At 65.5% G+C, this 22,676-nt stretch carries 24 protein-coding genes; 16 read left to right on the forward strand and 8 right to left on the reverse strand.

Translation table 11 applies throughout. The features are described 5' to 3' along the window. Positions 1 to 20 precede the first annotated feature (20 nt). On the reverse strand, positions 21 to 491 hold the full coding sequence (locus RSO01_RS29570) for a GNAT family N-acetyltransferase (protein ID WP_147154159.1): 471 nt from the start codon (positions 489 to 491) through the stop codon (positions 21 to 23). 10 nt (positions 492 to 501) lie between these two features. After that, positions 502 to 756, reverse strand: a complete 255-nt coding sequence (locus RSO01_RS29575) for an ACT-like domain-containing protein (protein ID WP_147154160.1) — start codon at positions 754 to 756, stop codon at positions 502 to 504. 168 nt (positions 757 to 924) lie between these two features. Between RSO01_RS29575 and RSO01_RS29580 the strand changes: the two genes are divergently transcribed. Continuing rightward, positions 925 to 1,740: an N-acyl homoserine lactonase family protein gene (locus tag RSO01_RS29580; RefSeq protein WP_147154161.1), complete on the forward strand. Its 816-nt coding sequence runs from the start codon at positions 925 to 927 to the stop codon at positions 1,738 to 1,740. A gap of 138 nt (positions 1,741 to 1,878) precedes the next feature. On the opposite strand, the gene RSO01_RS29585 is transcribed toward RSO01_RS29580, so the two are convergent. Next, positions 1,879 to 3,453 carry an ABC transporter substrate-binding protein gene (locus RSO01_RS29585; RefSeq protein ID WP_147154162.1) on the reverse strand — a complete coding sequence of 525 codons (1,575 nt, stop codon included), beginning with the start codon at positions 3,451 to 3,453 and terminating at the stop codon, positions 1,879 to 1,881. Between the two features lie 46 nt (positions 3,454 to 3,499). Continuing rightward, a complete protein-coding gene (locus RSO01_RS29590; RefSeq protein ID WP_147154163.1) occupies positions 3,500 to 4,684 on the reverse strand; it encodes an FAD-dependent oxidoreductase in 1,185 nt (394 codons plus the stop codon). A gap of 658 nt (positions 4,685 to 5,342) precedes the next feature. On the opposite strand from RSO01_RS29590, the gene RSO01_RS29595 reads away from it, so the two are divergent. The 3 genes from RSO01_RS29595 to RSO01_RS29605 all read left to right on the forward strand — a co-directional run bounded on the left by RSO01_RS29595 (position 5,343) and on the right by RSO01_RS29605 (position 8,674). Continuing rightward, positions 5,343 to 5,573, forward strand: coding sequence for a hypothetical protein (locus tag RSO01_RS29595; protein ID WP_147154164.1), 231 nt, complete (start codon positions 5,343 to 5,345; stop codon positions 5,571 to 5,573). Between the two features lie 290 nt (positions 5,574 to 5,863). Continuing rightward, on the forward strand, positions 5,864 to 6,538 hold the full coding sequence (locus RSO01_RS29600) for a Crp/Fnr family transcriptional regulator (RefSeq protein WP_147154165.1): 675 nt from the start codon (positions 5,864 to 5,866) through the stop codon (positions 6,536 to 6,538). 327 nt (positions 6,539 to 6,865) lie between these two features. Further along, positions 6,866 to 8,674 (forward strand): B12-binding domain-containing radical SAM protein, encoded by a 1,809-nt coding sequence (locus tag RSO01_RS29605; RefSeq protein ID WP_147154166.1) that lies wholly within the window; start codon positions 6,866 to 6,868, stop codon positions 8,672 to 8,674. 363 nt (positions 8,675 to 9,037) lie between these two features. Here the strand turns inward: RSO01_RS29605 and RSO01_RS29610 are convergent, their stop codons facing one another. Then, positions 9,038 to 9,337 (reverse strand): hypothetical protein, encoded by a 300-nt coding sequence (locus RSO01_RS29610; protein ID WP_147154167.1) that lies wholly within the window; start codon positions 9,335 to 9,337, stop codon positions 9,038 to 9,040. A gap of 290 nt (positions 9,338 to 9,627) precedes the next feature. Here RSO01_RS29610 and queF point away from each other — a divergent pair, with 290 nt between their 5' ends. From queF to RSO01_RS29630, 4 genes are read left to right on the forward strand one after another with little or no spacing between them, the layout of a single operon-like run. Further along, a complete protein-coding gene (queF, locus tag RSO01_RS29615; RefSeq protein ID WP_147154168.1) occupies positions 9,628 to 10,086 on the forward strand; it encodes a preQ(1) synthase in 459 nt (152 codons plus the stop codon). Positions 10,087 to 10,095: 9 nt separating this feature from the next. Then, complete coding sequence (queG, locus tag RSO01_RS29620; RefSeq protein ID WP_147154169.1) at positions 10,096 to 11,295, forward strand: tRNA epoxyqueuosine(34) reductase QueG; 1,200 nt, start codon at positions 10,096 to 10,098, stop codon at positions 11,293 to 11,295. Next, positions 11,285 to 12,859, forward strand: coding sequence for a flavin monoamine oxidase family protein (locus RSO01_RS29625; RefSeq protein WP_147154170.1), 1,575 nt, complete (start codon positions 11,285 to 11,287; stop codon positions 12,857 to 12,859). The genes queG and RSO01_RS29625 overlap by 11 nt, the downstream gene beginning before the upstream one ends. A 52-nt stretch (positions 12,860 to 12,911) precedes the next feature. Continuing rightward, positions 12,912 to 13,796 carry a class I SAM-dependent methyltransferase gene (locus RSO01_RS29630; protein ID WP_147154171.1) on the forward strand — a complete coding sequence of 295 codons (885 nt, stop codon included), beginning with the start codon at positions 12,912 to 12,914 and terminating at the stop codon, positions 13,794 to 13,796. Here RSO01_RS29630 and RSO01_RS29635 read toward each other — a convergent pair. After that, positions 13,793 to 14,959 (reverse strand): acyltransferase family protein, encoded by a 1,167-nt coding sequence (locus RSO01_RS29635; protein ID WP_147154172.1) that lies wholly within the window; start codon positions 14,957 to 14,959, stop codon positions 13,793 to 13,795. The two genes, RSO01_RS29630 and RSO01_RS29635, sit on opposite strands and share 4 nt — an antisense overlap. Then, positions 14,956 to 15,939 carry an alpha/beta hydrolase family protein gene (locus RSO01_RS29640; RefSeq protein WP_147154173.1) on the reverse strand — a complete coding sequence of 328 codons (984 nt, stop codon included), beginning with the start codon at positions 15,937 to 15,939 and terminating at the stop codon, positions 14,956 to 14,958. The genes RSO01_RS29635 and RSO01_RS29640 overlap by 4 nt, the downstream gene beginning before the upstream one ends. 87 nt (positions 15,940 to 16,026) lie before the next feature. Here RSO01_RS29640 and RSO01_RS29645 point away from each other — a divergent pair, with 87 nt between their 5' ends. The 4 genes from RSO01_RS29645 to RSO01_RS29660 are packed head-to-tail and all read left to right on the forward strand — an operon-like array spanning position 16,027 to position 18,651. Then, positions 16,027 to 16,389 carry a PadR family transcriptional regulator gene (locus RSO01_RS29645; RefSeq protein WP_174825966.1) on the forward strand — a complete coding sequence of 121 codons (363 nt, stop codon included), beginning with the start codon at positions 16,027 to 16,029 and terminating at the stop codon, positions 16,387 to 16,389. Further along, the gene (locus tag RSO01_RS29650; RefSeq protein ID WP_147154174.1) at positions 16,386 to 16,955 is read left to right on the forward strand and encodes a DUF1700 domain-containing protein; all 570 of its coding nucleotides are present in this window, start codon (positions 16,386 to 16,388) and stop codon (positions 16,953 to 16,955) included. The genes RSO01_RS29645 and RSO01_RS29650 overlap by 4 nt, the downstream gene beginning before the upstream one ends. Positions 16,956 to 16,973: 18 nt before the next feature. Beyond that, positions 16,974 to 17,675, forward strand: coding sequence for a GIN domain-containing protein (locus RSO01_RS29655; protein ID WP_147154175.1), 702 nt, complete (start codon positions 16,974 to 16,976; stop codon positions 17,673 to 17,675). Position 17,676: 1 nt separating this feature from the next. Further along, positions 17,677 to 18,651, forward strand: a complete 975-nt coding sequence (locus tag RSO01_RS29660) for an alpha/beta hydrolase family protein (protein ID WP_147154176.1) — start codon at positions 17,677 to 17,679, stop codon at positions 18,649 to 18,651. Here RSO01_RS29660 and RSO01_RS29665 read toward each other — a convergent pair. Then, positions 18,635 to 19,066: a nucleoside deaminase gene (locus RSO01_RS29665; RefSeq protein ID WP_147154177.1), complete on the reverse strand. Its 432-nt coding sequence runs from the start codon at positions 19,064 to 19,066 to the stop codon at positions 18,635 to 18,637. The two genes, RSO01_RS29660 and RSO01_RS29665, sit on opposite strands and share 17 nt — an antisense overlap. 70 nt (positions 19,067 to 19,136) lie before the next feature. Between RSO01_RS29665 and RSO01_RS29670 the strand changes: the two genes are divergently transcribed. The 4 genes from RSO01_RS29670 to RSO01_RS29685 form a co-directional block, all read left to right on the forward strand. Continuing rightward, positions 19,137 to 20,264, forward strand: coding sequence for an acyl-CoA dehydrogenase family protein (locus RSO01_RS29670; RefSeq protein ID WP_147154178.1), 1,128 nt, complete (start codon positions 19,137 to 19,139; stop codon positions 20,262 to 20,264). A gap of 11 nt (positions 20,265 to 20,275) precedes the next feature. After that, the gene (locus tag RSO01_RS29675) at positions 20,276 to 21,538 is read left to right on the forward strand and encodes an acyl-CoA dehydrogenase family protein (protein ID WP_147154179.1); all 1,263 of its coding nucleotides are present in this window, start codon (positions 20,276 to 20,278) and stop codon (positions 21,536 to 21,538) included. Positions 21,539 to 21,558: 20 nt separating this feature from the next. Further along, positions 21,559 to 22,275: a gamma-glutamyl-gamma-aminobutyrate hydrolase family protein gene (locus RSO01_RS29680; RefSeq protein ID WP_147154180.1), complete on the forward strand. Its 717-nt coding sequence runs from the start codon at positions 21,559 to 21,561 to the stop codon at positions 22,273 to 22,275. Then, positions 22,272 to 22,676 (forward strand): pseudouridine synthase (locus RSO01_RS29685; protein ID WP_373867961.1); only part of this gene is annotated, 405 nt, incomplete at its 3' end. The genes RSO01_RS29680 and RSO01_RS29685, both read left to right, overlap by 4 nt.

The following is a 22,676-nucleotide window of genomic DNA, read 5'->3' on the forward strand; positions in this document are numbered from 1 at the left end:
CCGGCCGGCGGTCCGGAAGATCATGACAAGGTTTTGACCATGTCCAGCACCGCCAGGTCGCGCCCGCCGCGCCGCACCGTCGAGCGGGCCTGACGCATGTAGCCGTGCTTGCGGTAGAACGGTACGGCGTTCAGCGTCGACTGCAGTGACAGGATCGCGGCGCCTCTTCGGCGGACTTCACCTTCCGCTGCCTGCAACAGCGGCCCTCCCGCACCGCGGCCACCCGCGGGATCGACGTAGAGGCCGAAGAGCATCGTTTCCTTGATCGACGCAAAGCCCGCGACCGAGCCGTCGTGCTCGGCGACCAGGATGGTCTCGCCGCCTTTGGTCATGGCGTGACGGAAGCCCGCGGGCTCGCGCTCGCGCAGCCACGCCTCGATCTCCTCCGCCGTGTAGGCGCCGAGGCACAGGGCCCTCACCGAGGCCTTGTGCAGGGCACACAGCGCTTCGGCATCGGCGGGCGTTGCCGGCCGGATCGTGAAGGCAACCATGACGGCGGCCTCAAAACGTCTGCCGGACGCCTACGATCTGCGACAGGCAGTGGCCGACATGATCGGCGGTGTCGGGCTCGAGGCCTTCGACCTCGATCTCGACCGACAGCAGATCGGCATCGGCCTGGGCGAACACGCGGGCCGGCACCAGGCCGCGCTTGGCCAAAAGCTCGAGCGCGCGCGGCAACACGCCGGGCTCAGCGTCGGCTTCGAAACAATATCGGACGGTAGACGAGTTGCGCTTAAGCGCGAGGACGGACGACATGGAACGACTCCCTTGCAGACGGACGAACAGCGACGCTCCGGTTTGCAGTGCAAACCGGGGTGCTAATTCGCCGAGCAAGGAGGTCCATGCGGGCCATGAGGTAACTATAGCGTCGCGGCCGGCCGGCAGGCTACGCTTTCTTCAAACGAGGAAGGGATGGAAATAAAGATGCGTTCGACACCCATTTACGAGGTGCATGCTGTCAAATACGCCCACCTGCCGCGCAAGGCTTGGGAAGTCCAGATCACGCCTGATCCGCACGATGCCGACTTCCCCATGGATTATTTCGTCTGGGTGGCGATCCCGCTCGACGAGGCGGGCAACCGGGCGATCGGCGGCAAGCCGGTCGTGATCGACACCGGCTTCAACGCCCAGGTCGGCAAGCAGCGCGGCCGTGAGGTCAAACGTAACCCTGCCGACCTTCTCAACGATCTCGGCATCGACCCCAGGGAGGTCGAGGACGTCATCGTCACCCACCTGCACTACGACCACGTCGGCAACTGGGACAAGTTCCCCAAGGCGCGCTTCCATCTTCAGGACAAGGAGATGCAGTTCGCCACCGGCCGGCACATGTGCCACGACCCGTTCCGCCACGCCTTCGAGGTCGAGGATATCGTCGGCATGGTGCGCGCGGTCTACGGCAAGCGCGTGGTGTTCCACGACGGCGACGACGAGATCCAGCCCGGCATTTCCGTGCACCTGATCGGCGGCCACACCATGGGCATCCAGTCGGTGCGGGTGATGACGCGCAACGGCTGGCTGGTGCTGGCCTCGGACGCCAGCCATTACTACTGGGGCATCCGCGACAAGAAGCTGTTCTCGATCGTCTATTCGGTGGCCGACATGCTGGCGGGCTACGACAAGCTCACCAAGCTCGCCGACGGACACGTCGACATGGTCGTGCCCGGCCACGACGCCGAGGTGATGACGAAATATCCGGCGTCGCGGGACGACATGAAGGGGATCGCGGTCAGGCTGGATTAACCCAAAAGCATTCCCTCCCCCGTCATCGGGGGAGGGTAAGGGAGGGGGAAAGCCCCAATCTGAAACTTCACAGATCAGCCGCGTCGCCTGCCCCCTCCCGTACCCTCCCCCGTATGACGGGGGAGGGACCATGAGGGATTACTTCTTCTCCACGTTCCACAGCGCCAGCGCCGGCGTGGGCGTGATCAGTCCGCTGAGGTTGCTGCGCACCGCAGTCGGCGTCGTGAACTGGCCGAGCGGGACGAACGTCGGATACTCCAGCAGGCGCAGCTGCACCTGCTCGGCGATCGCCTTCTGCTTCGCCGGATCGGTCTCCGCGGCGTAGGCGTCGCGCAGCTTCTCCAACGTCTCGTCGCAGCTCCAGCCGAACGTCGCCTTGTCGCACGAGGCATTGACGAAGGCGGCCGACACCGGGTTGAGCACGTCGGGCGAACCCCACGAGGTGAAGTAGGCGCTCCAGCCGCCCTTATCGAGCGGGTCCCTCTTGGCGCGCCGGCTGACCAGCGTCTGCCAGTCCATCGGCTGCAGGTCGATCTTGAGCCCGATCTTCTCGAGCTGCGCCTTCGCGACCGTGGCGAGGTTGTTGTGGCCCGCCGTGTCGGTCTGATGCAGCAGCACCGCCGGCGTGCCGTCATAGCCCGACGACGCCAGGATCTCTTTGGCCTTGGCAATGTTGCCCGTGAGCTTGTCCTCCCAGCCCTTGGTCGATTCCAGCGGCGAGCCGCAGGGGAACACCGACTTGCACTCCTTGTAGTAGTCGGGGTTGCCCGAATTGGCGTCGAGGAACTCCTTCTGCGACAGGGCAACGAGCACGGCCTGGCGCACCTTGGCGTTGTCGAACGGCTTGGTCAGCACGTTGAAGCGCATCGAGTACTGCCGGCCCCAGGTGTTGGTCGCCAGCACCTTGATGTTCTTGTCCTTCGCGAGCAGCGGCAGCAGGTCGGGCGGCACGATCTCGACCAGATCGACCTCGCCGTTCAGCAAGGCGTTGATCTGCGTCTGGGTGTCGGGGATCCAGATCCATTCGACACGGTCGACCTTCGCAACCTTGCCGCCGGCCATCGCCGACGCGGGCTCCGCGCGCGGCTTGTACTTCGGGTTCTTGAGGTAGACCGTCTTCTCGCCGGGCTTCGACTCGTCCTTCTTGAGCATGAACGGGCCCGAGCCGATGGACTCGGTGAGCTGGGTGTTGGGATCGACGCTCGCCTGCTCCTTGGGCATCATGAACGGCACGTTGGAGCTCGTCTTGCCGAGCGATTCCAGCACCAGCCCGTAGGGCTGCTTCAGCACCATCTTGATCGTCTTGGCGTCCGGAGCACTGAGATCGGCCGTGACACTCAACAGCTTCTGGCCCATCGAATCGCGGGCGCCCCAACGCTTGATCGAAGCGACGCAGTCCTCGGCCGTCACCGGCTTGCCGTTGTGCCATTCCAGGCCGTCGCGCAGGGTGAAGGTCCAGGTGAGCTTGTCGGGCGAGACCTCCCACTTGTCGACCATCTGCGGCTTGACCTGCAGCTTGTCGTCCATGGCGAACAGCGTGTCGTAGACCATGTTGCCGTGATGGGTGGAGATCAGCGCCGTGGTCCAGATCGGATCGATGATCTTCAGATCCGAATGCAGCGCGACCTTGAGCGTGGTTTGCGCATACGCGGGTGCCGCAAAAGCGGCAGCGGCGACCAGCGCGCCGGCAAGACGACGACCTAACTTCAACATGAAAGCTCCCTGAATGACCCCCCGGCCGGCAGCAACAATAGTGCCGTTAGCGGTCTTGTGCGATGTCTAGCAGCGCCTGCCAATCCGTCAATTTCACGCGAGGGCGGCCCAGCGCCGCGCCGGCCGCCACTTCGTGCTTGTCGATGCGATGCCAGCCCGCAGCGTCGACGGCGATCGGCAGCACGTCGGGCCCGCTTTTGGGATCGCGATCCTTCAGGAAGGCCAGGACCTGCTGGGCCACCGCATGGCTTTCCGCCCGGTTGGTCGGGATGGTGCCCGTGGGTCCGCGCTTGGCCCAGCCGACGGGAAAGACATCGTCGCGCTTGGGGAATTCCTCGCCGCCATAGCCGATGCAGGTCACGAGCAGGTCGGCCTTGAGCGTCCCTGTCGATAGCTCGACCTCGCCCGGCCGGATGGCCTTGGGCACCGCGCCGAACAGGAAATGCACGGTCACCGGCTTTTCGCCCGCCTTGTGGCCGGCAAAGCCCTTCAGGATCTCCAGGTTCTTGGTCTTGCGCAGCCGCTCGGGTGTCGGATCAGTGGCGGGTGGCGCCACGTCCAGCGCCTTGGCGTCGGTGACCGACACGGCCCGCGCCAGCCTTCCCATCTCGGCGAGCTCGTTGTTGGTGAAGGAGGCATGCTCGGGTCCGCGCCGGCCGATCACGTAGATATCCGTGAGCGGTGCGCTGGCGATCGCCGCACCCGCCTCCGGCACGATGTCGCTTTTCGCCATCTCGTCGGCGCTCTTGGCCAGCACGCGCGCCACGTCCAGCGCCACGTTGCCGTTGCCGATCACCGCCACGCTCTTCACCTGGGAGAGATCGGGACCAGCGCGGAAATCGGGATGGCCGTTCAGCCAGCCGACGAGACGCCACGAGCCCCAGACGTGCGGCAGATCCTCGCCCGGTATGCCGAGCTTCTTGTCGATCACCATGCCGGTGGCGACGATCACCGCATCATAGGCCGCGTCGAACTCGTCCCAGGAGATGTCGCGACCGACGTCGATGTTGCCGGCGAAGCGAACGTCGGGCTGGCCCAAAAGCTTCTCGAACTGGCGGACGATCGCCTTGGTGCCCTGGTGGTCGGGCGCGACGCCGGCGCGCACCAGCCCATAGGGCGTGGGCAGGCGGTCGATGATGTCGATATGCAGGTCGGGTCGGGCGCGCAACAACCCGTCGGCGGCATAGAAACCCGACGGGCCCGCGCCCACGATGGCAACGCGGTGGGTCATGGCCGCCCGCTTAGCATATGATCGTTACATGACTTAAACGGCACGACTGCCATGAAATCCTTATTTACTGAACTGATGTGGCGTTGGCTGAATGGCCGCCCCCGCTTGCATGCCCTCTTCCGGAGGGCAGCGCGCTGCCTCACTCGGTATCAGCTCTCTAGCATATGGCGAATGCTGCCCGTGTGGTAGGGCGCGCCACTCGGAAGTGGTGATCGAGGTTACGTACCTGACCTGGTAAGCCAGCAAAACAGGTCGCGTGCCGGACCCGACTCGCCGCTAGTCCCCTTCCTTGGCGCGCCTCTCCAAGTCCACCGCTTGGTCCTCAAGCTCGTCAGCGTAGCGAAGCAGCCGGGCTGCATCGTCGGCATCGGTCAGCATCCCCGCAAGCCGCCTTACCCGCTTAGCGAGGCCGCGATTCGCAACAGCTTGATCGGATAGTGAGGCCGACTTCATGGGTCAGGGGTCCTTACAACCAGCAATGCCCGCCACGGCCGAGGGTTGCCCGTCCACTGTTCAATATTGAACAGTATGCTAGACTGTTTTCAGTGGTCCGTTGGGCACGTTGCCCGCACCGCCGCCGTCGCCAACTGCCGTCAGGATCGTTCTATTCCTGAATCAATGTCGCTGTGTGCCGTTCAACCCAAGCTTCGGGTCATCAATGCCCAACGACACCGAAGCGATGGCACTTGCGCTGATACGTCTGCTTTATGAGGCAACCGACGGCGATTCGATGCCGTGGCGAACGATCCGTCGACTCGACGGCGCCACGGATGGAGCTGTGGCGCTTGCTGCCGAACGAGGCTGGTTGCAGCGTGATGACACAGGCCACGTTGCCCTGACAGATGTGGGACGAGAGCTCGCCCAGGCGCTGGGCCGCCCCTTGCATTAGCGGGCAGGCGAAAGGTCGCGCTTCGGCTCCTGGGTCAGCGTCCGCAAATCCGCGACTTCCTGCGGGCCAAGGGGGCCTTGGCGCTGCGGTCCATCGCAATCTCCGCTGCTTGATGACCGCAGGCTAAAGCGTAAAATTGACCCCGCCTGTTCAAAGTTGAACTGTCCAGTACTGAACAGCCCGCCATTCTTCGCAACTCATCGACGCAGGAGTACGGAGTGCCGGCAAGCGACAAATCGAAGGCAGCGACCCGACCCAAAAAGTCCGGAATCAAGAAGGTCGGCAACGCCATGGCCAGGAGAAGAACTGCGAGGAAATCGTCCAGCAAGCAGGACTTCGACACTGAAGCCTTCCTCACCACCGTTGGCGCTGGCCGCACCATCTCGACGTACAAGGCCAAGACCTACATTTTCAGGCAGGGCACCGAGTGCGACGCAGTCTTCTATATCCAGAAAGGCCAGGTCGAGCTCAGCGTGGTCTCCAAGCAGGGCAAGGAAAGGGTCGTCGGCGTGCTCGGCCCCGGCGCCTTCCTCGGCGAGTCGTGCTTGGCTGGCCATCCCCGCTACCTAGCGTCGGCGCGGGCCTCGACTGAAGCCATGGTGGCGCGCGTTGAGACAGCGACGCTTTCGAGGGCCCTGAACGACCACCCCGCGATGTCGCAGCGGTTCATGGCGTTCCTGTTGCTGCGAAACAGCCAGGTCGAGGCAGACCTCGTCGACCAACTGTTCAATTCAAGCGAGAAGCGCCTCGCGCGCCTGCTGGTCATGCTGGCCCAGGTCGGCCAGGAGGCGGAACTGCGGACGGTCACGACGCCGATCAGCCAGGAGGTGATGGCGGCGCGCGTCGGGACGACGCGTTCGAGGATCAACTATTTCATGAACAAGTTCCGGAAGCTCGGCCTCATCGAGTACAACGGCGAGCTGAAGGTGCATTCATCGCTGCTGAACGTGATCATCCGCGACTAGTTCCGCGACGGGCGCGGTGACGGCAGCCAGCCACCAGTCGGTGCCTTGTCCACGAGGAGCGGCCGTTCCGGTGCGTCGTTCCTCCGACCACCCCTTGCCCCGTCGACATCGTCGCGGTCTCCGAAATGGCGCCGCCGCAACGCCGTCATCGTGTTCAATGTGAGACAGACGCGCGTGGCCCCCTAACATAACTTGGCGAAGGTGCCGCTTTGGGGACGATCCTTCCATGGATCCCGACCGAGGCTGGGACGTCGAACACGCTGTTGCGCTGCCTGCTAGACTTTTCAATCGTCGACTTGCCGTTTGCAACAGCCAGAAAGCAGATTCATGGGCGCCGCGGCAAAGCGATCGACCTTCCGGCTGGTGCTGATCAAGCCCACGCACTACGACGACGACGGCTATCCGATCACCTGGTTCCGGTCGCACATTCCCTCCAATACCTTGGCGGCGCTCTACGGGTTGGCTGAAGACTGCCGCGAGCGTCAAGTGTTGGGACCGGATGTCGATATCGTCGCCCAGCCGATCGACGAGACCAACTCGCGCATCCGCGCCGACCGCATCGTCGCCGACATCAAGCGCTCGAACAGCAGAGCCCTGATCTGCCTCGTTGGTGTCCAGACCAACCAGTTTCCACGGGCTGTCGATCTGGCGAGCCAGTTCATCAAGGCCGGCCTTCCCGTCGCGCTCGGTGGCTTCCATGTCTCGGGCTGCATATCGATGCTGCCGGTCGTGCCGCCTGAGATCCAGGCCGCCATGGACATGGGTATTTCGATGTTTGCGGGCGAAGCCGAGGAAGGCCGCCTCGATGAGGTCGTGCGCGACGCCTGGAACGGCACCCTGAAGGCGCTTTACAACTATATGGACGACCTGCCGAGCATGGAGGGGGCAGCTCCGCCCCGCCTTCCGCCGACGGCGCTCGCGCGCAATGAAGGGCGCATTTCGAGCTTCGACCTTGGCCGCGGCTGCCCGTTCCAGTGCTCGTTCTGCACCATCATCAATGTCCAGGGTCGCAAGAGCCGCTTCCGCACCGCCGACGACCTCGAAGCGATCGTGCGCGAGAACTACAAGCAGGGCATCACCACGTTCTTCATCACCGACGACAACATGGCCCGCAACAAGCATTGGGAAGATTTCTTCGACCGGCTGATCGAGCTCAAGGAGAACGAAGGCATCGCATTGTCCCTGATCATCCAGGTCGACACGCAGTGCCATCGCATCCCGCACTTCATCCATAAGGCGCGCTGGGCTGGCGTGTTCCGTGTGTTCATCGGGCTGGAGAACATCAATCCGGACAACCTGCTGGCCGCCAAGAAGCGACAGAACAAGATCACCGAATACCGAAAGATGCTGCAGGCTTGGCACACGAGTGGTGCTTCGACCTGGGCGGGCTACATCCTTGGCTTCCCCGGCGACACGCGCGAATCGATCCTGCGCGACATGGAGATCATCAAGAACGAGCTGCCGCTCGACATTCTCGAGCTGTTCATCCTGACGCCCCTGCCCGGCTCGGAAGATCACCAGACCCAGTGGAAGCAAGGCATCTGGATGGACGCCGATCTCAACAAGTACGATGTGCATCATCGGGTCGTCCATCACCCAAGGATGAGCGACAAGGAATTCGACCAGACCTATCGCGATGCCTGGCGGACCTACTACACGCCCGAGCACACCGAGACGGTGGCGCGCCGGCATGGCGCGATCCCCGGTCGCAACCCGGCCGAGCCGGCCCGGTTCATGACCATGTTCAAGATCATGTTCGAAGCCGAGGGCATCCATCCGCTGGAGGGTGGCATCCTGCGCCTGAAGTACCGCGCCGACCGCCGCCACGGCATGCCGATCGTGCCAATCGGCCTGTTCCACTACAGGCTGGCTGTCGAGAACTGGAAGAAACTCAAGATCTACGTCCGCCTCGCCTGGCAAGGTTGGCGGATCGGTCAGAAGGTCAAACACGATCCCAAGCGCCACGAGTACATGGATCTCGCGCTGTCTCCCGTGGTTGAGGAGGATCTCGACAAACTCGCGCTATTCGCCGAGACGGCGGGTGGCGAAGCCGCCCTCAGCAAGCGCCGCGGCGAGGACATCGCCCGTGATCGCGTCGTCGCCGCCCGGAATCAGCAGCTAGCCGCCGCTGAATAGGATCTCGGTCGCCCGGCGCCGGGTGGAGCATAAATTGCCGTCATGCAAGTGCGCTGGTGGGCAAGTGCGCTAGTGGGCGAACGCAGCCTGATATGCGGTCTTCTCCGCGTTCGCCGCCTGTCCTGTTGCCGGTGGCGGCCCCGGGGGCGGTTCGCGAGGGGGCGGCATGGGTGGAAATGGCGTCGGCTTGGAACCAGGCGGCGGTTCGCGCGGTGCTTCAGCAGGGGGTCGCGGTATCCTTGCCATGTTGGCCCTTTCGTTCTGGTCCCACCATAAGCCAAACCGCGGCGAGGTTCGGAGGTTGCTGGCTGCCAACTTTTCGGGCCTTGGCCGCTTCGAAGAGGGGAGGTGCCAGCTCACGCCTCAGGATGCAACGTCGACATCCGTTACCCAGCTGGTGCGCCTTCCACTACTAGTGCCGATTCGCCAAGCATCGTCAGTGATGGAGATCAGATCGAGATCGCTCACTCGAAAGCAACACCATTTGCCCCCGAGCGGCAGGCCGCCGGGGCAGCCGCCGCCGTATTGGAAGGCAGTGACAACCGCTGTGCCGGATTTGTCTTTACCGATCGTTCGCGGGCAGAAGACCCGGACATAGTCTTCATACAATGCGCTTGCGCATTGACGATCCATGATGGCTTGGCGAATGATTTGGTAGGTCACCCCTGATTCCCTTCCGGCCCTTCGAGGGTACTCTCAACCCCCTTGGCGGTGGCCAACTTCAATCGCGAGGATTGCTATCTTTTTCGAGGATGGCGGCGACGTCCTGCGTAGGCATCTGGGGATGATCAATATGTTTGCAAGGGAAGCGGATCAGGATTTCCGAGCGAACGTCGCTCAAATCTGACGCCAGGTTCCCGGTTGCGGTGCGAGTCATCGAACTGGGCGAAAAGCAGCAAGAGTCGGGTATTTTGGGACGACCTAAGCGAGTATGAAACGTCAGAGGGCACGACATGACCAAATACCCCAAGCTCAGCCAGCTCGGCCGGCCCGCCATCCTGCCCGATTCGCCGGAAAAGGCCGTGCTGGAGACCGTGCCCAATCCGCAGCCGCGAGCGCTGTACCTGGTGCGCTTCACCGCGCCTGAATTCACCACGCTCTGTCCCGTGACCGGCCAGCCAGATTTCGCTCATCTGGTGATCGACTACGCGCCGCGCGCCAAGCTCGTGGAGAGCAAGTCGCTGAAGCTCTATCTCGGCAGCTTCCGCAACCATGCGGACTTTCACGAAGCCTGCACGCTTGCCATCGGCATGCGCCTCGAGAAGGTGCTGGCGCCGCGCTGGCTCAGGATCGGCGGCTACTGGTATCCGCGCGGCGGCATGCCGATCGACGTGTTCTGGCAGACCGGCCAGCCGCCCAAGGGCCTGTGGCTGCCCGATCCGGGGGTGCAGCCCTATCGCGGCCGAGGATAGCAGGGAGCGATGAGCCGGCAGCCTCCGGTTCCCAAACGCAAGCCGAAGCCGGCGACCCCGGCCGAGCTGCGCAATGCGATTCGCGATGAGGCGCTGAGGCTGGGCTTTGATGCCGTGGGCTTCGCGCCGGCCAACGCTGGTGCCGAGGCGCGCGACCAGCGCCTGCTGCGGCTGGGCGAGTTCTTGAACGCCGGCTGGCAGGGCGACATGGGCTGGCTCGGCGAACGCACCGAGCAGCGGGCCGATCCGCAAACCTTGTGGCAGGAGGCCAGGACGGTCGTGTCGCTGGCCATCAACTACGCGCCGCCGACCGATCCGCTGGAGGTCCTGCGACAGGACGAGCGCGCGGCGATCTCGGTCTACGCCCAGGGCCGCGACTACCACGACGTGATGAAGAGCAAACTGAAGACGCTGGGCCGCTTCATCTGGGACACCTACCGGCACGACCTGAAAGTCTTCGTCGACACCGCGCCCTTGATGGAAAAGCCCATGGCGCAGATGGCGGGCCACGGCTGGCAGGGCAAGCACACCAACCTGGTGTCGCGCCAGTTCGGCTCGTGGCTGTTTCTGGGCGAGATCCTGCTGTCGGTCGAATTGCCGGCCGACTCGCCGGAGAGCGACCATTGCGGCCAATGCCGCGCCTGCCTCGACATCTGCCCGACCAAGGCCTTCCCCGCGCCCTATCGCCTCGAGGCGCGACGCTGCATCTCCTACCTCACCATCGAACATGAAGGCCCGATCGACCGCGAGCTCAGGCCCCTGCTCGGCAATCGCATCTATGGCTGCGACGATTGCCTGGCGGTCTGCCCGTGGAACAAGTTCGCCCAGGAAGCGCGCGAGACGTCGCTGATGCCGCGGCCCGCGCTCAACGCGCCATTGCTGGCGGAGCTCGCGACGCTCGACGAGGAGGGCTTCCGCAAGCGTTTCGCCGGCACGGCCATCAAGCGCATCGGCCGCGACCGCTTCTTGAGGAACGTCGCCTATGCGCTTGGCAACAGTTCCAGCCGCGAGACCGCGCTGCCGGCGGTGGAAAGGCTGTTGGACGACCCCTCGCCGCTGGTGCGCGGCGGCGCCGTCTGGGCCCTGTCGCGTCTCGCGCCCCGTCAGATCGTGCAACGACAACGCACCGCCCGTGAAGACGACCCCGAGGTCCGCAACGAATGGCGTGAGGCGTTGCAAACTGTGCGGGGGCGAGAGAATGGCCGCTGAGATTTCGCGTCGTACGCTGGTCGAATTGATCGGGCGGATCGCAGGCGCAGCCACCGCCTACTCTGCTTTGAACATGGCCGGGTTGCTGGACACGCCGACGGCCCATGCCGCGCCGCCAGCGCTGCGGCCCGGCTCCGGCAACGGCAAGCGCATCGCCATCCTTGGCGCCGGAATAGCCGGCCTGACGGCAGCGTACTGCCTCGGCAAGGCCGGCTATCAGTGCACGGTTCTCGAGGCGCGCTCGCGGTCCGGAGGGCGGGTCTGGACGATACGAGGCGGCGATCGGATCGCCGAAACGGATTCCACTCAGCGTGTCGAATGGACGACGGACCGGGACATCTACCTCAACGCCGGCGCCGCCAGGCTTTCCAGTCACCACCAGGGCATCCTGGGATACTGTCGCGACCTCGGCGTTCCGCTCGAGCTTTTCGTGAACGACAACCGCGCCGCCCTTGTCCAGTTCGACGACCAATTCGATGGCAAGCCGCAAACGGCACGGCGGCTCCAAGCCGACCTCCGAGGGGCGATCGCGGCGCTCGCCGCCAAGAGCGTGCCGAATGACGAAAGAGTCCGGACGGTGCTGCGGATATTCGGCGATCTCCGGGGTGACCTGAGCTATGCTGGCTCGTCGCGTGCTGGTTTCACCGCGGACGGCACGCCGGGCAGCGGCACCCAACGCGGCCGCCTGCAACCGCCTCTTCCCCTGGACGAGATCGCCGGCCCTGCATCGGTGAAGATGGCCCTTGCCCTGTGCTTCGCGGAGTTGTGGCAGCAAGCGCCGACCATGCTGCAACCGGTGGGCGGGATGGACGCCATCGTCCGCGCCTTCGATCGGACGCTGGACGGGGTGATCCGGCACAATGAAGAAGTCGTGCAGATCGATCGCGTCGGTGACGGCGCGCGGGTCATCTCGCTCGATCGCAGCACTGGCCGGCGGAGCGCCCTCGACGCCGATTTCGTGATCTGCACGATCCCGCTTTCGGTGCTGGAGCACATTCCCGCCGACTTCAGCCCGGCGGTGAGTCATGCGATCAAGGTCGGGGCCAAGCTCTATTTTCCGGCGGTCAAGGTCGCGTTCGAAGCGCCGCGCCGTTGGTGGGAGATCGACCAGCAGCTCTATGGCGGCATCAGCTGGACCGGCCGCGACATCACCCAGATCTGGTATCCGTCGCACGGGTTCCATGGCAGCAAAGGCGTGCTGGTCGGCGCCTATATCTGGACTCAGGATGCGGCCCGACGCTTTACCGAGATGACTCCGGCCGAGCGTCATGCAGCCGCGATCAGCGATGGCGAGCGACTTCATCCCGGTTATGAGAAGCTTGTCGGACCGGCCGCGTCGGTCGCCTGGGCGAAAGTCCCCTATTCGCTGGGCGCCTGGATCGAGTGGGAGACCAGTTCAGGAGCCCGGCAATCGGAATATCCGACCCTGCTCGCCGGCGACGGACCGTTCTACTTCGCCGGAGAGCATATGAGCTACGTCACCGCCTGGCAGGAAGGTGCGGTACAGTCGGCTCATTACACGGTGGCCCAGATTGCCGAGCGTGTTGCGACAACGAACAAGTGATGAGGCAGATACCGACCTCGGTGCAGAATGGCGCGATCCAGAGGAGATGCGGATGATCATCCGACGAAAGACGCTTTTAGCGGCCGTCACTGCCGGTGCGGGCCTGCTGCTCGCTGTCCAGCCGGCATCGGCCCAGCAGGCCGCACCGCTCACGGCCGAGCAGGCCCAGCAGATCGTGGCGAGTCCCGATCGCAGCGCCGCCGATCGCACCAATGATCAACGGCGCAAGCCCGAGCAGATGCTGGTCTTCATCGGCGTCCGTCCCGGCATGACCGCGCTCGATCTCAGCGCGGCCGGTGGCTACACCACCGAGTTGCTGGCCCGCGCGATCGGGCCGTCAGGCGTGGTCTACGGCCAGAGCCGGCCGCGCGATCCCAGCCGTCCGGCCACGCCGCCGCCGGCCCCTGAGGGCAACAGCAATCCGACGGCGACGTCCGGAACGGCTGCCGCTGTGGCACCCGCGCCGGCGGCCGGTGCACCGCGCCCGTCGCCCGACGCCCTGGAAGCCCGCGACCGGGCTCTCAGGACCGCCGACATCAAGGCCGCGCCGATTGCCGCCGTCGTCCGCCCGTTCGAGGATCCCGTACCGCCCGAGTTGCCGGACTTCGACCTGGTGACCCTGATGTTCAACTATCACGACCTCGGACATCTCGGCGTCGATCGCGCGGCCATGAATCGCGCGATCTTCCAGGCGCTCAAGCGCGGCGGCGTCTACGTCATCGCCGATCATTCGGGTCGGCCCGGCACCGGCATATCGGAATCCGGCACGCTGCATCGCATCGAGGAAGCGTTTCTGCGCAAGGAAGTCGAAGCGGCCGGCTTCAAGCTGGCGGCGGAAGGGAACTTCCTGCGTAACCCGAAGGATCCGCGCGACAAGAACACGCCGGACCCACCGCAGCCCAAGGACGAGTTCGTGCTGAAGTTCGTGAAGCCCTAATCGGCGGCAGCGACCGTGGCTGTGAGCGCGCCGGGATGTTTCCGGCCGTTCAGCACCGCGCCGATGACGGTCGGCCGCACGCTATAGCGATAGACCGGCAGCAGCACGGCGATGGTTGCCGCCAGGACCAGCACGACCTTGGCGAGCGGCGGCAGCGGCACGCCGAGCAGGATCAGCTGGAACAGCATGATGACCGGCAGATGGGCGATATAGAGGAAGTACGAGGAATCGCAGAGATAGCGCCTGAGCGCGCTGTGGCCTGAGAGGTAGCGCAGGAACAGGCCGGTGATGCCCAGGATCAGGCACCACATGGCGAGCGCAAGCACGGCGCGTGTGGCATAGAAGGCCACGCCCCTGTCGGCGAAGGAGAACAGCAGGCCGAGATAGGCGATGCACGCTGGAACCGCGATTGCCGTATAGAGCCAGCCACGCCGGCGCAGGACATCGAGCAGATCGGCATTGGCGAACAACAGCCAGCCGAAGCCGAAGGGGATGGCGTAGGCGACCACGAGGTGCGGCGCCGGCACGAAGCCAGGCGGATCGTCCAGGCCGGCATACTTCGTCGGCAGCAAGGCAAGGAAAGACAGCGCGCCGAGCGGCAGCGGCGCCCACACCGACTGCGCGATCGTCCGGAAGAGGCGGAGCAGTTTCGCGCGCAGGCCGGGTAGCGCGACGCGAGGAAGCGCCACGACGACGATAGCCGCCAGGCCATAGAGCACGATCAGGTATTCCAGGAACCACAGATGCAATGGATGAGCGTAGTCGAGGAAGCGCCCCGACAGGAGGAAGTCGATCGCGGGCTCGGGGCCGCGACGGCCGTAGGCGGCCATGAACATGGCCAACGGATAGATCGCAATCCAGCCGACCACGAAGGGCACGACGATGCGCCAGAACCGGTTGGCGATGGCGCGCCGCGAACCGTAGCGCTCGAGCAAGAGAGCCGCGAAGAAGCCGGCCATGACGTAGAACACCGGCATCCGGAAAACGTGGATCAGGATGATCGAGTAGTCGAGCGTCGACGTGAGCTGCGGCGGCTTGAACAGCCATCCACCGATCGGCGAGTAGGCGACGGCGGCGTGCAGGTAGATGCCGAGGAACATCATGGCCGCGCGCAAGGCATCGAGCGCGTGATAGCGCGAGGCGGCCGCGATTGGAGCGCTCATCGGACGACCCTTTCGGTCAGGTGCCTGCGAAAGAACGCGACTACGGCGGCATTGAACTCCTTGTGGAAGGCCGTGCGATTGAAATCACCGGCGTCGACGCAGACCTCCGGCAATGCCTTCGCGGCCTCCGCTGAGCAGGGGACGATGAAGGCGAAATGCCCCGAGTTGGGCACCACGCGATAGTCGGGCTTGGCCGGCAGATTTTCGTCGATTGCCTCACCATCTTCAGGCAGCACGCCATCACCGCCACGCTCCGACGCCCAGAGCTGGATCGGAATCTTCACGTCCTCCAGTCCCTCGAGCGTGAAGGTACGGCCGAACTCCGGGTCGGCCAGGACGGCAGCGGCGAAGCGTGGATCCGCGGCCGGCCGCCGAGCGGGAATATGACCTTTGTCGATCTCGGCACACATACCGTCGATGAAGCCTTCGGAGCAGAGCGGGGCGATCCCGAGGATGTCGAGCCGGCCGCCCGCGATCACGAGGCCCGTATAGGCGCCGCGTGAAAAGCCGAAGAAGCCGATGCGCCGATGGTCGAGTGTCGCTGCCTCGGGCCATCCGTCGAGCATGAAATCGGTCAGGCGCCTGATGTCGGTGGGACGGTCGCTCAGGATCGACAAGGTATCGATACGGCTGCGATCCGACGCGTTGTCGCCGGGATGATCGATGGCGGCGACAACGAAGCCCGCATCGGCCAACGCCGCAGCGGTATCGCGATGAGCGCCGAACCAGCCTCCCGAGCCGTGCGACATGACGATGAGCGGCAGCCCTTTGCCGGCGACCGGACAATTCCTGGTCGCGACGATCGTGGCCTGGCGAAGCCTTATTTCCTGTGGCGGCTCAGTGCAGGGAGACCAGACCGCCCCCGTCAGCGCTGGACCGTGTGCATCGGCGGGAATGTCGATGAACCTGAAGCCCGCGGCCTCGACCTTGGGTGCTGCAAACCAGACGACGACAGCTATCAGCATCGCAAACAGGCGCATGACGATTACCTCTGGACAAGCTCTCTACCACTCACTACCTTGTTGTGCAAGGTACTGGGTCATGCGTTATAGTGCAGAGGCCATGTCGTGACGGAATCATTGTTGGTGCAGCTGCGCAAAGGCGTGCTCGACATGTGCGTGCTCGCCCTGTTGGCGCGCCAGGACGGCTACGCCTACGACATCGCGAGCCGGCTCGCCGAAGAGATCGGCATGGGTGAAGGCACGATCTATCCCCTGATGCGGCGCATGCAGGCCGACGGGCTGGTACGGACCTACCTCGAGGAATCGAGCAGCGGGCCGCCGCGCAAGTACTACCAGCTCACCAAGGCGGGCCATGCCGCGCTCGCCAGCCAGAAGACCGAATGGAACACCTTCACGGCAGCCGTTGCCCGGGTGCTGGAAGGCCGGTCGGCGGGGCCCGCCGCCAAGATCGCAGGAGGCAACCGATGACCAAAGCCGAATTCCTCAACACCTTGCGCGGACGTCTGACCGGCATGCCGCCGGACGAGATCGACGATATCATCGTCGACTACGCCGCCCACTTCGCCGAGGGCCGCGCGGCAGGCCGCAGCGAAGAAGAGATCGCCAAGGCGCTGGGCGATCCGCTGCGACTCGCACGCGAGCTGCGCGCCGAAGCGGGCTTGCGCCGCTGGGAAGAGGAGCGCTCGCCCGCCAGCTTCTTCGCCGTGCTGTTCGCTTTCCTGGCGCTGATCGCCGTTGACTTCGTGTTCCTGCTGCCGCTGATCGGCGGGCTTCTGCTCGCCGCCTTCGTCATCGCGATCGTGCTGATCGCGCTCTGCATTGCCGGCATCGTGCTGCTCGCCAAGGTGCTGAGCTGGGACGGCCTGTTCGCGCTGAAGTCGATCACGCGCGGGCTCTATGGCTTCGGCCTGCTGGGCATCGGCATCGGCGGCGGCGCGTTGCTCCTGATGGCGCTGGACTACGCGGTGCGCCTGCTCGGCCGCTTCGCGCGCCTGCACTACACGCTCCTGAACAAGGCCGAGCAGTCGGCCTGAGCCGCAGCGGAGGATCACATGATCAGGAATCTCGGTTGGATCGCGGTGGGCGGTCTCGGCATCGGCATCGCCTCGCTGTCGCTCGCCTATGCGATCGGCGGCCGCGACGTCGACACGTTCGGCTTCGCCGAGAGATGGACATCGAATTGCGGTGACAGTACGGGCTCGCGCGAACGTCGGCTCGCCTGGGACGGCGGCGACAGCGTCGAGCTGTCACTGCCCGGCACCGTGCGTCTGCGCGCTGGCGAGGGCAATGAGATCGTCGTGCGTGGCGCCCCCGGCCCAGTCGACCATGTGCGCGTGCACGGCAGCAGGCTCACGCTGAGCTGCCGCGGCCGCAGCGGCTCGCTCGAAGTCACCCTGCCCGGCCGCGCCTTCCAGCGCATCGCCATCGCCGGCTCGGGCAACCTCGTGATGGAGAATGTCAGCCAGCCCGAGCTAACGCTGCGCATCAGCGGCAGCGGCTCGATGCGGGCGCAGGGCGCCGTCGATCACCTGACCGTGAACGTTTCGGGCTCAGGCGACGCCAGGCTCGGCGAGCTCTTGGCCAAGCAGGCCACGATCCACATCTCCGGCAGCGGCAAGGTCGAGGCCTCGCCCAAGGACCAGGCCGACATCAGCATCTCGGGCTCCGGCGACGTGAAGCTACTCACCCGACCCGCCGACCTGCGCAGCAAGGTCGCGGGCTCGGGGCGCATCACCCAAGCCGCGGAGAAGTGACTTGCGTCGCCTTGTCTACAGCCTTCTGCTGGCCGTCATCGGCACATCGACCGCGCTCGCCGATCCACCATCGTTCCGGGCCGGCGTCACCCGCATTGCGGTTCAGGATGCCACGCCGTTCGAGGCCTTGATCGCCTATCCAACGGAAGCGACCGAGGCCTCGATCGAAGACGGACCGTTCAGGCTGCTGGCAAGCCGCGACGCCCCGGTCGCCGCCGGCGCTCGCTTCCCCATTGTCCTGTTTTCACACGGCGGCGGCAGCAGGCCGGGAACGCCGCTGGCTCAAGGCGCCCTTCTGCTCCATCTGGCGCGGCAGGGCTTCATCGTCGTGGCGCCGTTCCATCCCGCCACCGAGAAGCCTTTCGTCGACCGGCCGCGACAGATGCATAAGGCGCTCGATTCGCTGCTGGCGGATCCGCGTTTTTTCCAACGCGCCGATCCCAATCGTATCGCCATGGCAGGTTTCTCGTTCGGCGGGGCGGTGACGCTCATCGCCGCGGGGGCGATCGTCGATCTGGCGCACCTGTCGGCCTATTGCCACGATCATCCGGACGACATCAGGGCCTGCGACGGCATCGCCATCGATGGCTCCTGGGCCAAGGTGCCGCCGAGCCCGAAATCGGACGATGTGCTCCCTTTGAAAGCACTCGTTCTCCTGGAACCCTATGGTGCGCCGTTTGATCCCGAGGGCCTCGCGTCGATCGATCTGCCGGCCCTGATCTACTCGACGTCGCAGTCCGATCTCCGGCCCGAGGGCAACGCCCTGGCAGTTGCCAAAGCGCTACCGAAGCCGCCGCAACAAGTCATCGTACCCGGCAGTCATTTCGTGTTCGTCGATGTCTGCTCGCCGGCTTTGGCGGCGCTGGCGCCGGAGCCATGCAGCGACCCGCCCGGTACCGATCGCGCCGCCATCCATCAGCGCTTCAAGCGAGAGATATCGGATTTTCTGCGAGGACGTCTCAGCGCCGCTCCCTGAAGAAGACGCGCAGCAACTCGCCCGCTTCACCTTCGCTGAGTCCGGGGTAGAGCTCGGGCTTATGATGGCAGGTCGGCTGGTCGAAGATGCGCGGCCCGTGCTCGATGCCACCGCCCTTGGGATCGGCGGCGCCCCAGTAGAGCCGGCGGATGCGGGCGAATGAAATCGCCTGGGCGCACATCGGACAGGGCTCCAGCGTGACATAGAGATCGCAATCGACCAGCCGCGGCGCGCCGAGCTTGGCCGCGGCGGCGCGGATCGCCAGCATCTCGGCATGGGCAGTGGGATCGCGGTCCTGCTCGGTGCGATTGCCGGCGGCCGCGAGCATCGCGCCGTCGGGGCCCACGATCACGGCGCCGATCGGCACCTCGCCCCGCTCTGCGGCTAACCGCGCCTCGCGGAGCGCGCGCTCCATGGGTGACGCTCTTGTCGTTCCGGTCATAAGGGGGAAAATAGCGCCAACATCGGGTCGGGAGGAGTATGTCATGCGCTTCAGCTTCACGCCGGAGCAAGAGGAGTTCCGCACCAGCCTCAGGCGCGCGCTCGAGGCGCGCTCGCCGACCAAGGAGGTGCGCCGCCTGATGGCGACCGACCAGGGCTTCGAGCGCGACGGCTGGCAGAAGCTGAACCAGGAGCTCGGCCTCACCGCCATACATATTCCCGAGGCCTATGGCGGCGCGGGCTTCGGCCAGGCCGATCTCGCGATCGTGCTCGAGGAGATGGGCCGCGGGCTTCTCTGCGCCCCCTTCCTGTCGACGGCGCTGGCGGCCAACGCCATCCTGAATGCCGCCACCGAGGAACAGAAGCAGGCATTGCTGCCCGCGATCGCCGCGGGCGAGAAGACTGCCACGCTTGCCTTCTCCGAGGATGACGGGGGCAACGATGCCGAGGGTGTCGCCATGACGGCCACGCAGTCGGGCGCGGCCTGGCGGTTGGAAGGCAGCAAGAGCTTCGTGCTCGACGGCCATACCGCCGACCTGATCGTCGTGGTGGCGCGCCGGCCGGGCTCGCAGGGCGAGGACGGGCTCTCGTTCTTCATCGTCGACGGCAACTCGCCGGGCCTGGAGCGCAAGCGGCTCAAGACCATGGACGAGACGCGCAAGCTCGCGCGCCTCACCTTCAACTCGGTCGAGGCCAAGATCTTGGGCGAGGCGGGCGCCGGCGCCGCGCCGTTCGCGAAAACCATGCAGCAGGCCGCGGTTTTACTCGCCAACGAGATGGTGGGCGGAGCGGAGCGGCTGCGCGAGGACGCGCTCGCCTACACCAAGATGCGCATGCAGTTCGGCCGGTCGATCGCCTCGTTCCAGACCACCAAGAACAAGGCGGCCGACATGCTGGTGGATGTCGAGCTGGCCAAGTCCGCCGCCTACTATGCCGCCGCCGCGCTCGACGAGGGCGATGACGAATTGCCCGCCCTCGCCTCGCTGGCGAAAGCCTGCGCCGCCGAGGCCTACCTGCAGACGGCCATCCATGCCGTGCAGATGCATGGCGGCATCGGCTTCACCTGGGACAACGACACCCATCTCTGGTTCAAGCGGGCCAAAAGCAGCGAGATCCTGTTCGGCGATGCCAACCAGCATCGCGAACTCATGATGCAGCACTGGAAGCACTGAGGGCCCCGATCATGAGCGAAGAGACCGAAAACTCCGTCCGCGCCGAAGTCCGCGCCTGGCTGGAAGCCAACTGGAAGCCCGACTACGGCCTGGTCGAATGGCGCACCAAGCTGATCGAATCGGGCTGGGGCGCGCCGCACTATCCCAAGGAGTGGTACGGCCGCGGCCTGCCGGTCCATTTCAATCCGATCGTCGACGAGGAGTTCGCGCGCATCGGCGCGGTCGGTGTCGCCAAGGCCGGCATCCGCACGCTTGCCGCTGCAACCATCCTCGATCACGGCACCGACCTGCATAAGGAGAAGTTCCTGCGCCGCATCCTCACCGGCGAGGACACCTGGTGCCAGCTGTTCAGCGAGCCGGGCAGCGGCTCGGACATGGCGGGTGCCGTCACCCGCGCCGACCGCCGCGGCAACCAGTGGGTGATCAACGGCCAGAAGGTGTGGACCACCAGCGCCCACAAGGCGCATTGGGGGCTGCTGCTGGCGCGGGCCAACTGGGACGTGGCCAAGCACAAGGGGCTGGCCTACTTCATCCTCGACATGAAGCAGCCGGGCGTGCAGGTCCATCCGCTGAAGCAGATGAACGGCCATGCCTCGTTCAACCAGGTGTTCTTCACCGATGCCATCGTCGAGCCAGAGATGATGGTGTGCGACGTGGGCGACGGCTGGACCGTGGCGACCACCACCCTGATGCACGAGCGCCGCGGCGCCGACGGCCTGCGCAGCTGGGCGCAGGCCTCCAGCCGCAAGGGCCGCATCTACGAGGAGGAGAAGGCCGAGATCGCCTCCACCATGGAGCCCTACAAGTGGTATCCGCAGCGAGCGGGCCGCGTCGACCTGGTGATGGAGCGGGCGAAGGCCACGGGCAAATTCAAGGACCCGGTGATCCGCCAGGAGATCGCCAAGCTCCTGATCATGTCCAAGGCCGCCGAATGGACGGCGCGCCGCGCGCGGGCCGCGCAGGAACAGGGCAAGCCGCAGGGGCCGGAAGGCTCGCTCGGCAAGCTGGTGTCGAGCAACGTGGCCCGCCAGGCCGCCCGCGTGCATACCTACATCACCGGCGCTGACGCCCTCTTGACCGGCGAAGACAGCCCGATGGGCGGCGTCATCGCCGAGATCCTGGTCTCCGTCCCCGCCACCTCGATCGCCGGCGGCACCGACGAGATCCAGCGCAACATCATCTCCGAGCGCGTGCTGAAGATGCCCAAGGAGCACAGCGTCGACACCAACAAGCCGTTCAAGGACGTGCCACGCAACATCACGGCGAAGTCCTAAAGTGTGATATCTTCGCGGGCATGCCCCGTCCCCTCATCGGAGTCACCCTGGATGCAGAAAAGCCGGGGGGCTATTCCAAGTTTCCCTGGTATGCGCTGCGCCAGAACTACCTCGACGCCATCGACGCGGCAGGCGGCTTGGCGGTGGCCCTGCCGCACGAGCCCGACCGCGTCGGCGACTATCTCGAGCGCATCGATGCCCTGGTCGTGACCGGCGGGGCGTTCGACGTCGACCCCTCCTACTACGGTGGCGGGCCCGCGCACGCGACCGTCATCACCAAGGACCGCCGCACCGCCTTCGAGTTCGCCGTCACCAAGGGCGCGCTCGACCGGAACAAGCCGGTGCTGGGCATCTGCGGCGGCCAGCAGCTGCTGCATGTCGTGCTGGGCGGCAAGCTGATCCAGCACATCCCCGACGCCATCGCCGAGGCTTTGGCGCACGAGCAGCCCAACCCGCGCAACGAGCCCGGCCACACCGTGCAGGTCGCCAGGGGCACTCAGCTGCACGGTATAGTCGGCGCCGACGAATTGCAGGTGAACAGCGCCCACCACCAGGCGGCGGCCGACGCGCCGGCCGGCATCGTGGTGAACGCCACCGCGCCCGACGGCGTCATCGAAGGCATCGAGGCGCCGCGCTATCGCTTCTGCATCGGCGTGCAGTGGCATCCCGAATTCCTGATCTCCGAGGGCGACGCCAGACTCTTCCGCGCCTTCCTGGGAGCGGCAGCAACCAAGTGAGCGAACCCGAGAGAATAGCCAAGCGGCTGGCGCGCGCGGGCCTTTGCTCGCGCCGCGACGCCGAGCGCTGGATCGCCGCCGGCCGCGTCAAGGTCGACGGCAAGGTGCTCGACACGCCCGCCTTCACCGTCACCGACGAAAGCCGAATCGAAGTCGACGGCAAGCCCCTGCCCGACGCCGACCGGGCGCGGCTGTGGCGCTATCACAAGCCCACGGGAGAGCTGGTGACGGCGCGCGATCCGCAGGGCCGGCCGACCATCTTCGATGCGCTGCCCAAAGGCATGCCGCGCGTCGTCACCGTGGGCCGGCTAGACTTCATGTCGGAGGGCCTGCTGCTGCTCACCAACGACGGCGGGCTGGCGCGGCAGCTGGAGCTGCCGGCCAACGGCTGGACCCGCCGC

The organism is Reyranella soli (assembly GCF_007992495.1).
Classification (GTDB): domain Bacteria; phylum Pseudomonadota; class Alphaproteobacteria; order Reyranellales; family Reyranellaceae; genus Reyranella; species Reyranella soli.

Bases quoted from the DNA above. Each gene is read 5' to 3' on its own strand.
- RSO01_RS29630 (WP_147154171.1), top strand. From the start codon at position 12,912: ATGATCATCCGACGAAAGACGCTTTTAGCGGCCGTCACTGCCGGTGCG.
- RSO01_RS29675 (WP_147154179.1), top strand. From the start codon at position 20,276: ATGAGCGAAGAGACCGAAAACTCCGTCCGCGCCGAAGTCCGCGCCTGG.
- RSO01_RS29580 (WP_147154161.1), top strand. From the start codon at position 925: ATGCGTTCGACACCCATTTACGAGGTGCATGCTGTCAAATACGCCCAC.
- RSO01_RS29585 (WP_147154162.1), bottom strand. From the start codon at position 3,453: ATGTTGAAGTTAGGTCGTCGTCTTGCCGGCGCGCTGGTCGCCGCTGCC.
- RSO01_RS29680 (WP_147154180.1), top strand. From the start codon at position 21,559: ATGCCCCGTCCCCTCATCGGAGTCACCCTGGATGCAGAAAAGCCGGGG.
- RSO01_RS29600 (WP_147154165.1), top strand. From the start codon at position 5,864: ATGGCCAGGAGAAGAACTGCGAGGAAATCGTCCAGCAAGCAGGACTTC.
- RSO01_RS29670 (WP_147154178.1), top strand. From the start codon at position 19,137: ATGCGCTTCAGCTTCACGCCGGAGCAAGAGGAGTTCCGCACCAGCCTC.
- RSO01_RS29655 (WP_147154175.1), top strand. From the start codon at position 16,974: ATGATCAGGAATCTCGGTTGGATCGCGGTGGGCGGTCTCGGCATCGGC.
- RSO01_RS29635 (WP_147154172.1), bottom strand. From the start codon at position 14,959: ATGAGCGCTCCAATCGCGGCCGCCTCGCGCTATCACGCGCTCGATGCC.
- queF (WP_147154168.1), top strand. From the start codon at position 9,628: ATGACCAAATACCCCAAGCTCAGCCAGCTCGGCCGGCCCGCCATCCTG.
- RSO01_RS29605 (WP_147154166.1), top strand. From the start codon at position 6,866: ATGGGCGCCGCGGCAAAGCGATCGACCTTCCGGCTGGTGCTGATCAAG.
- queG (WP_147154169.1), top strand. From the start codon at position 10,096: ATGAGCCGGCAGCCTCCGGTTCCCAAACGCAAGCCGAAGCCGGCGACC.
- RSO01_RS29665 (WP_147154177.1), bottom strand. From the start codon at position 19,066: ATGGAGCGCGCGCTCCGCGAGGCGCGGTTAGCCGCAGAGCGGGGCGAG.
- RSO01_RS29625 (WP_147154170.1), top strand. From the start codon at position 11,285: ATGGCCGCTGAGATTTCGCGTCGTACGCTGGTCGAATTGATCGGGCGG.
- RSO01_RS29595 (WP_147154164.1), top strand. From the start codon at position 5,343: ATGCCCAACGACACCGAAGCGATGGCACTTGCGCTGATACGTCTGCTT.
- RSO01_RS29650 (WP_147154174.1), top strand. From the start codon at position 16,386: ATGACCAAAGCCGAATTCCTCAACACCTTGCGCGGACGTCTGACCGGC.
- RSO01_RS29575 (WP_147154160.1), bottom strand. From the start codon at position 756: ATGTCGTCCGTCCTCGCGCTTAAGCGCAACTCGTCTACCGTCCGATAT.
- RSO01_RS29570 (WP_147154159.1), bottom strand. From the start codon at position 491: ATGGTTGCCTTCACGATCCGGCCGGCAACGCCCGCCGATGCCGAAGCG.
- RSO01_RS29590 (WP_147154163.1), bottom strand. From the start codon at position 4,684: ATGACCCACCGCGTTGCCATCGTGGGCGCGGGCCCGTCGGGTTTCTAT.
- RSO01_RS29640 (WP_147154173.1), bottom strand. From the start codon at position 15,939: ATGCGCCTGTTTGCGATGCTGATAGCTGTCGTCGTCTGGTTTGCAGCA.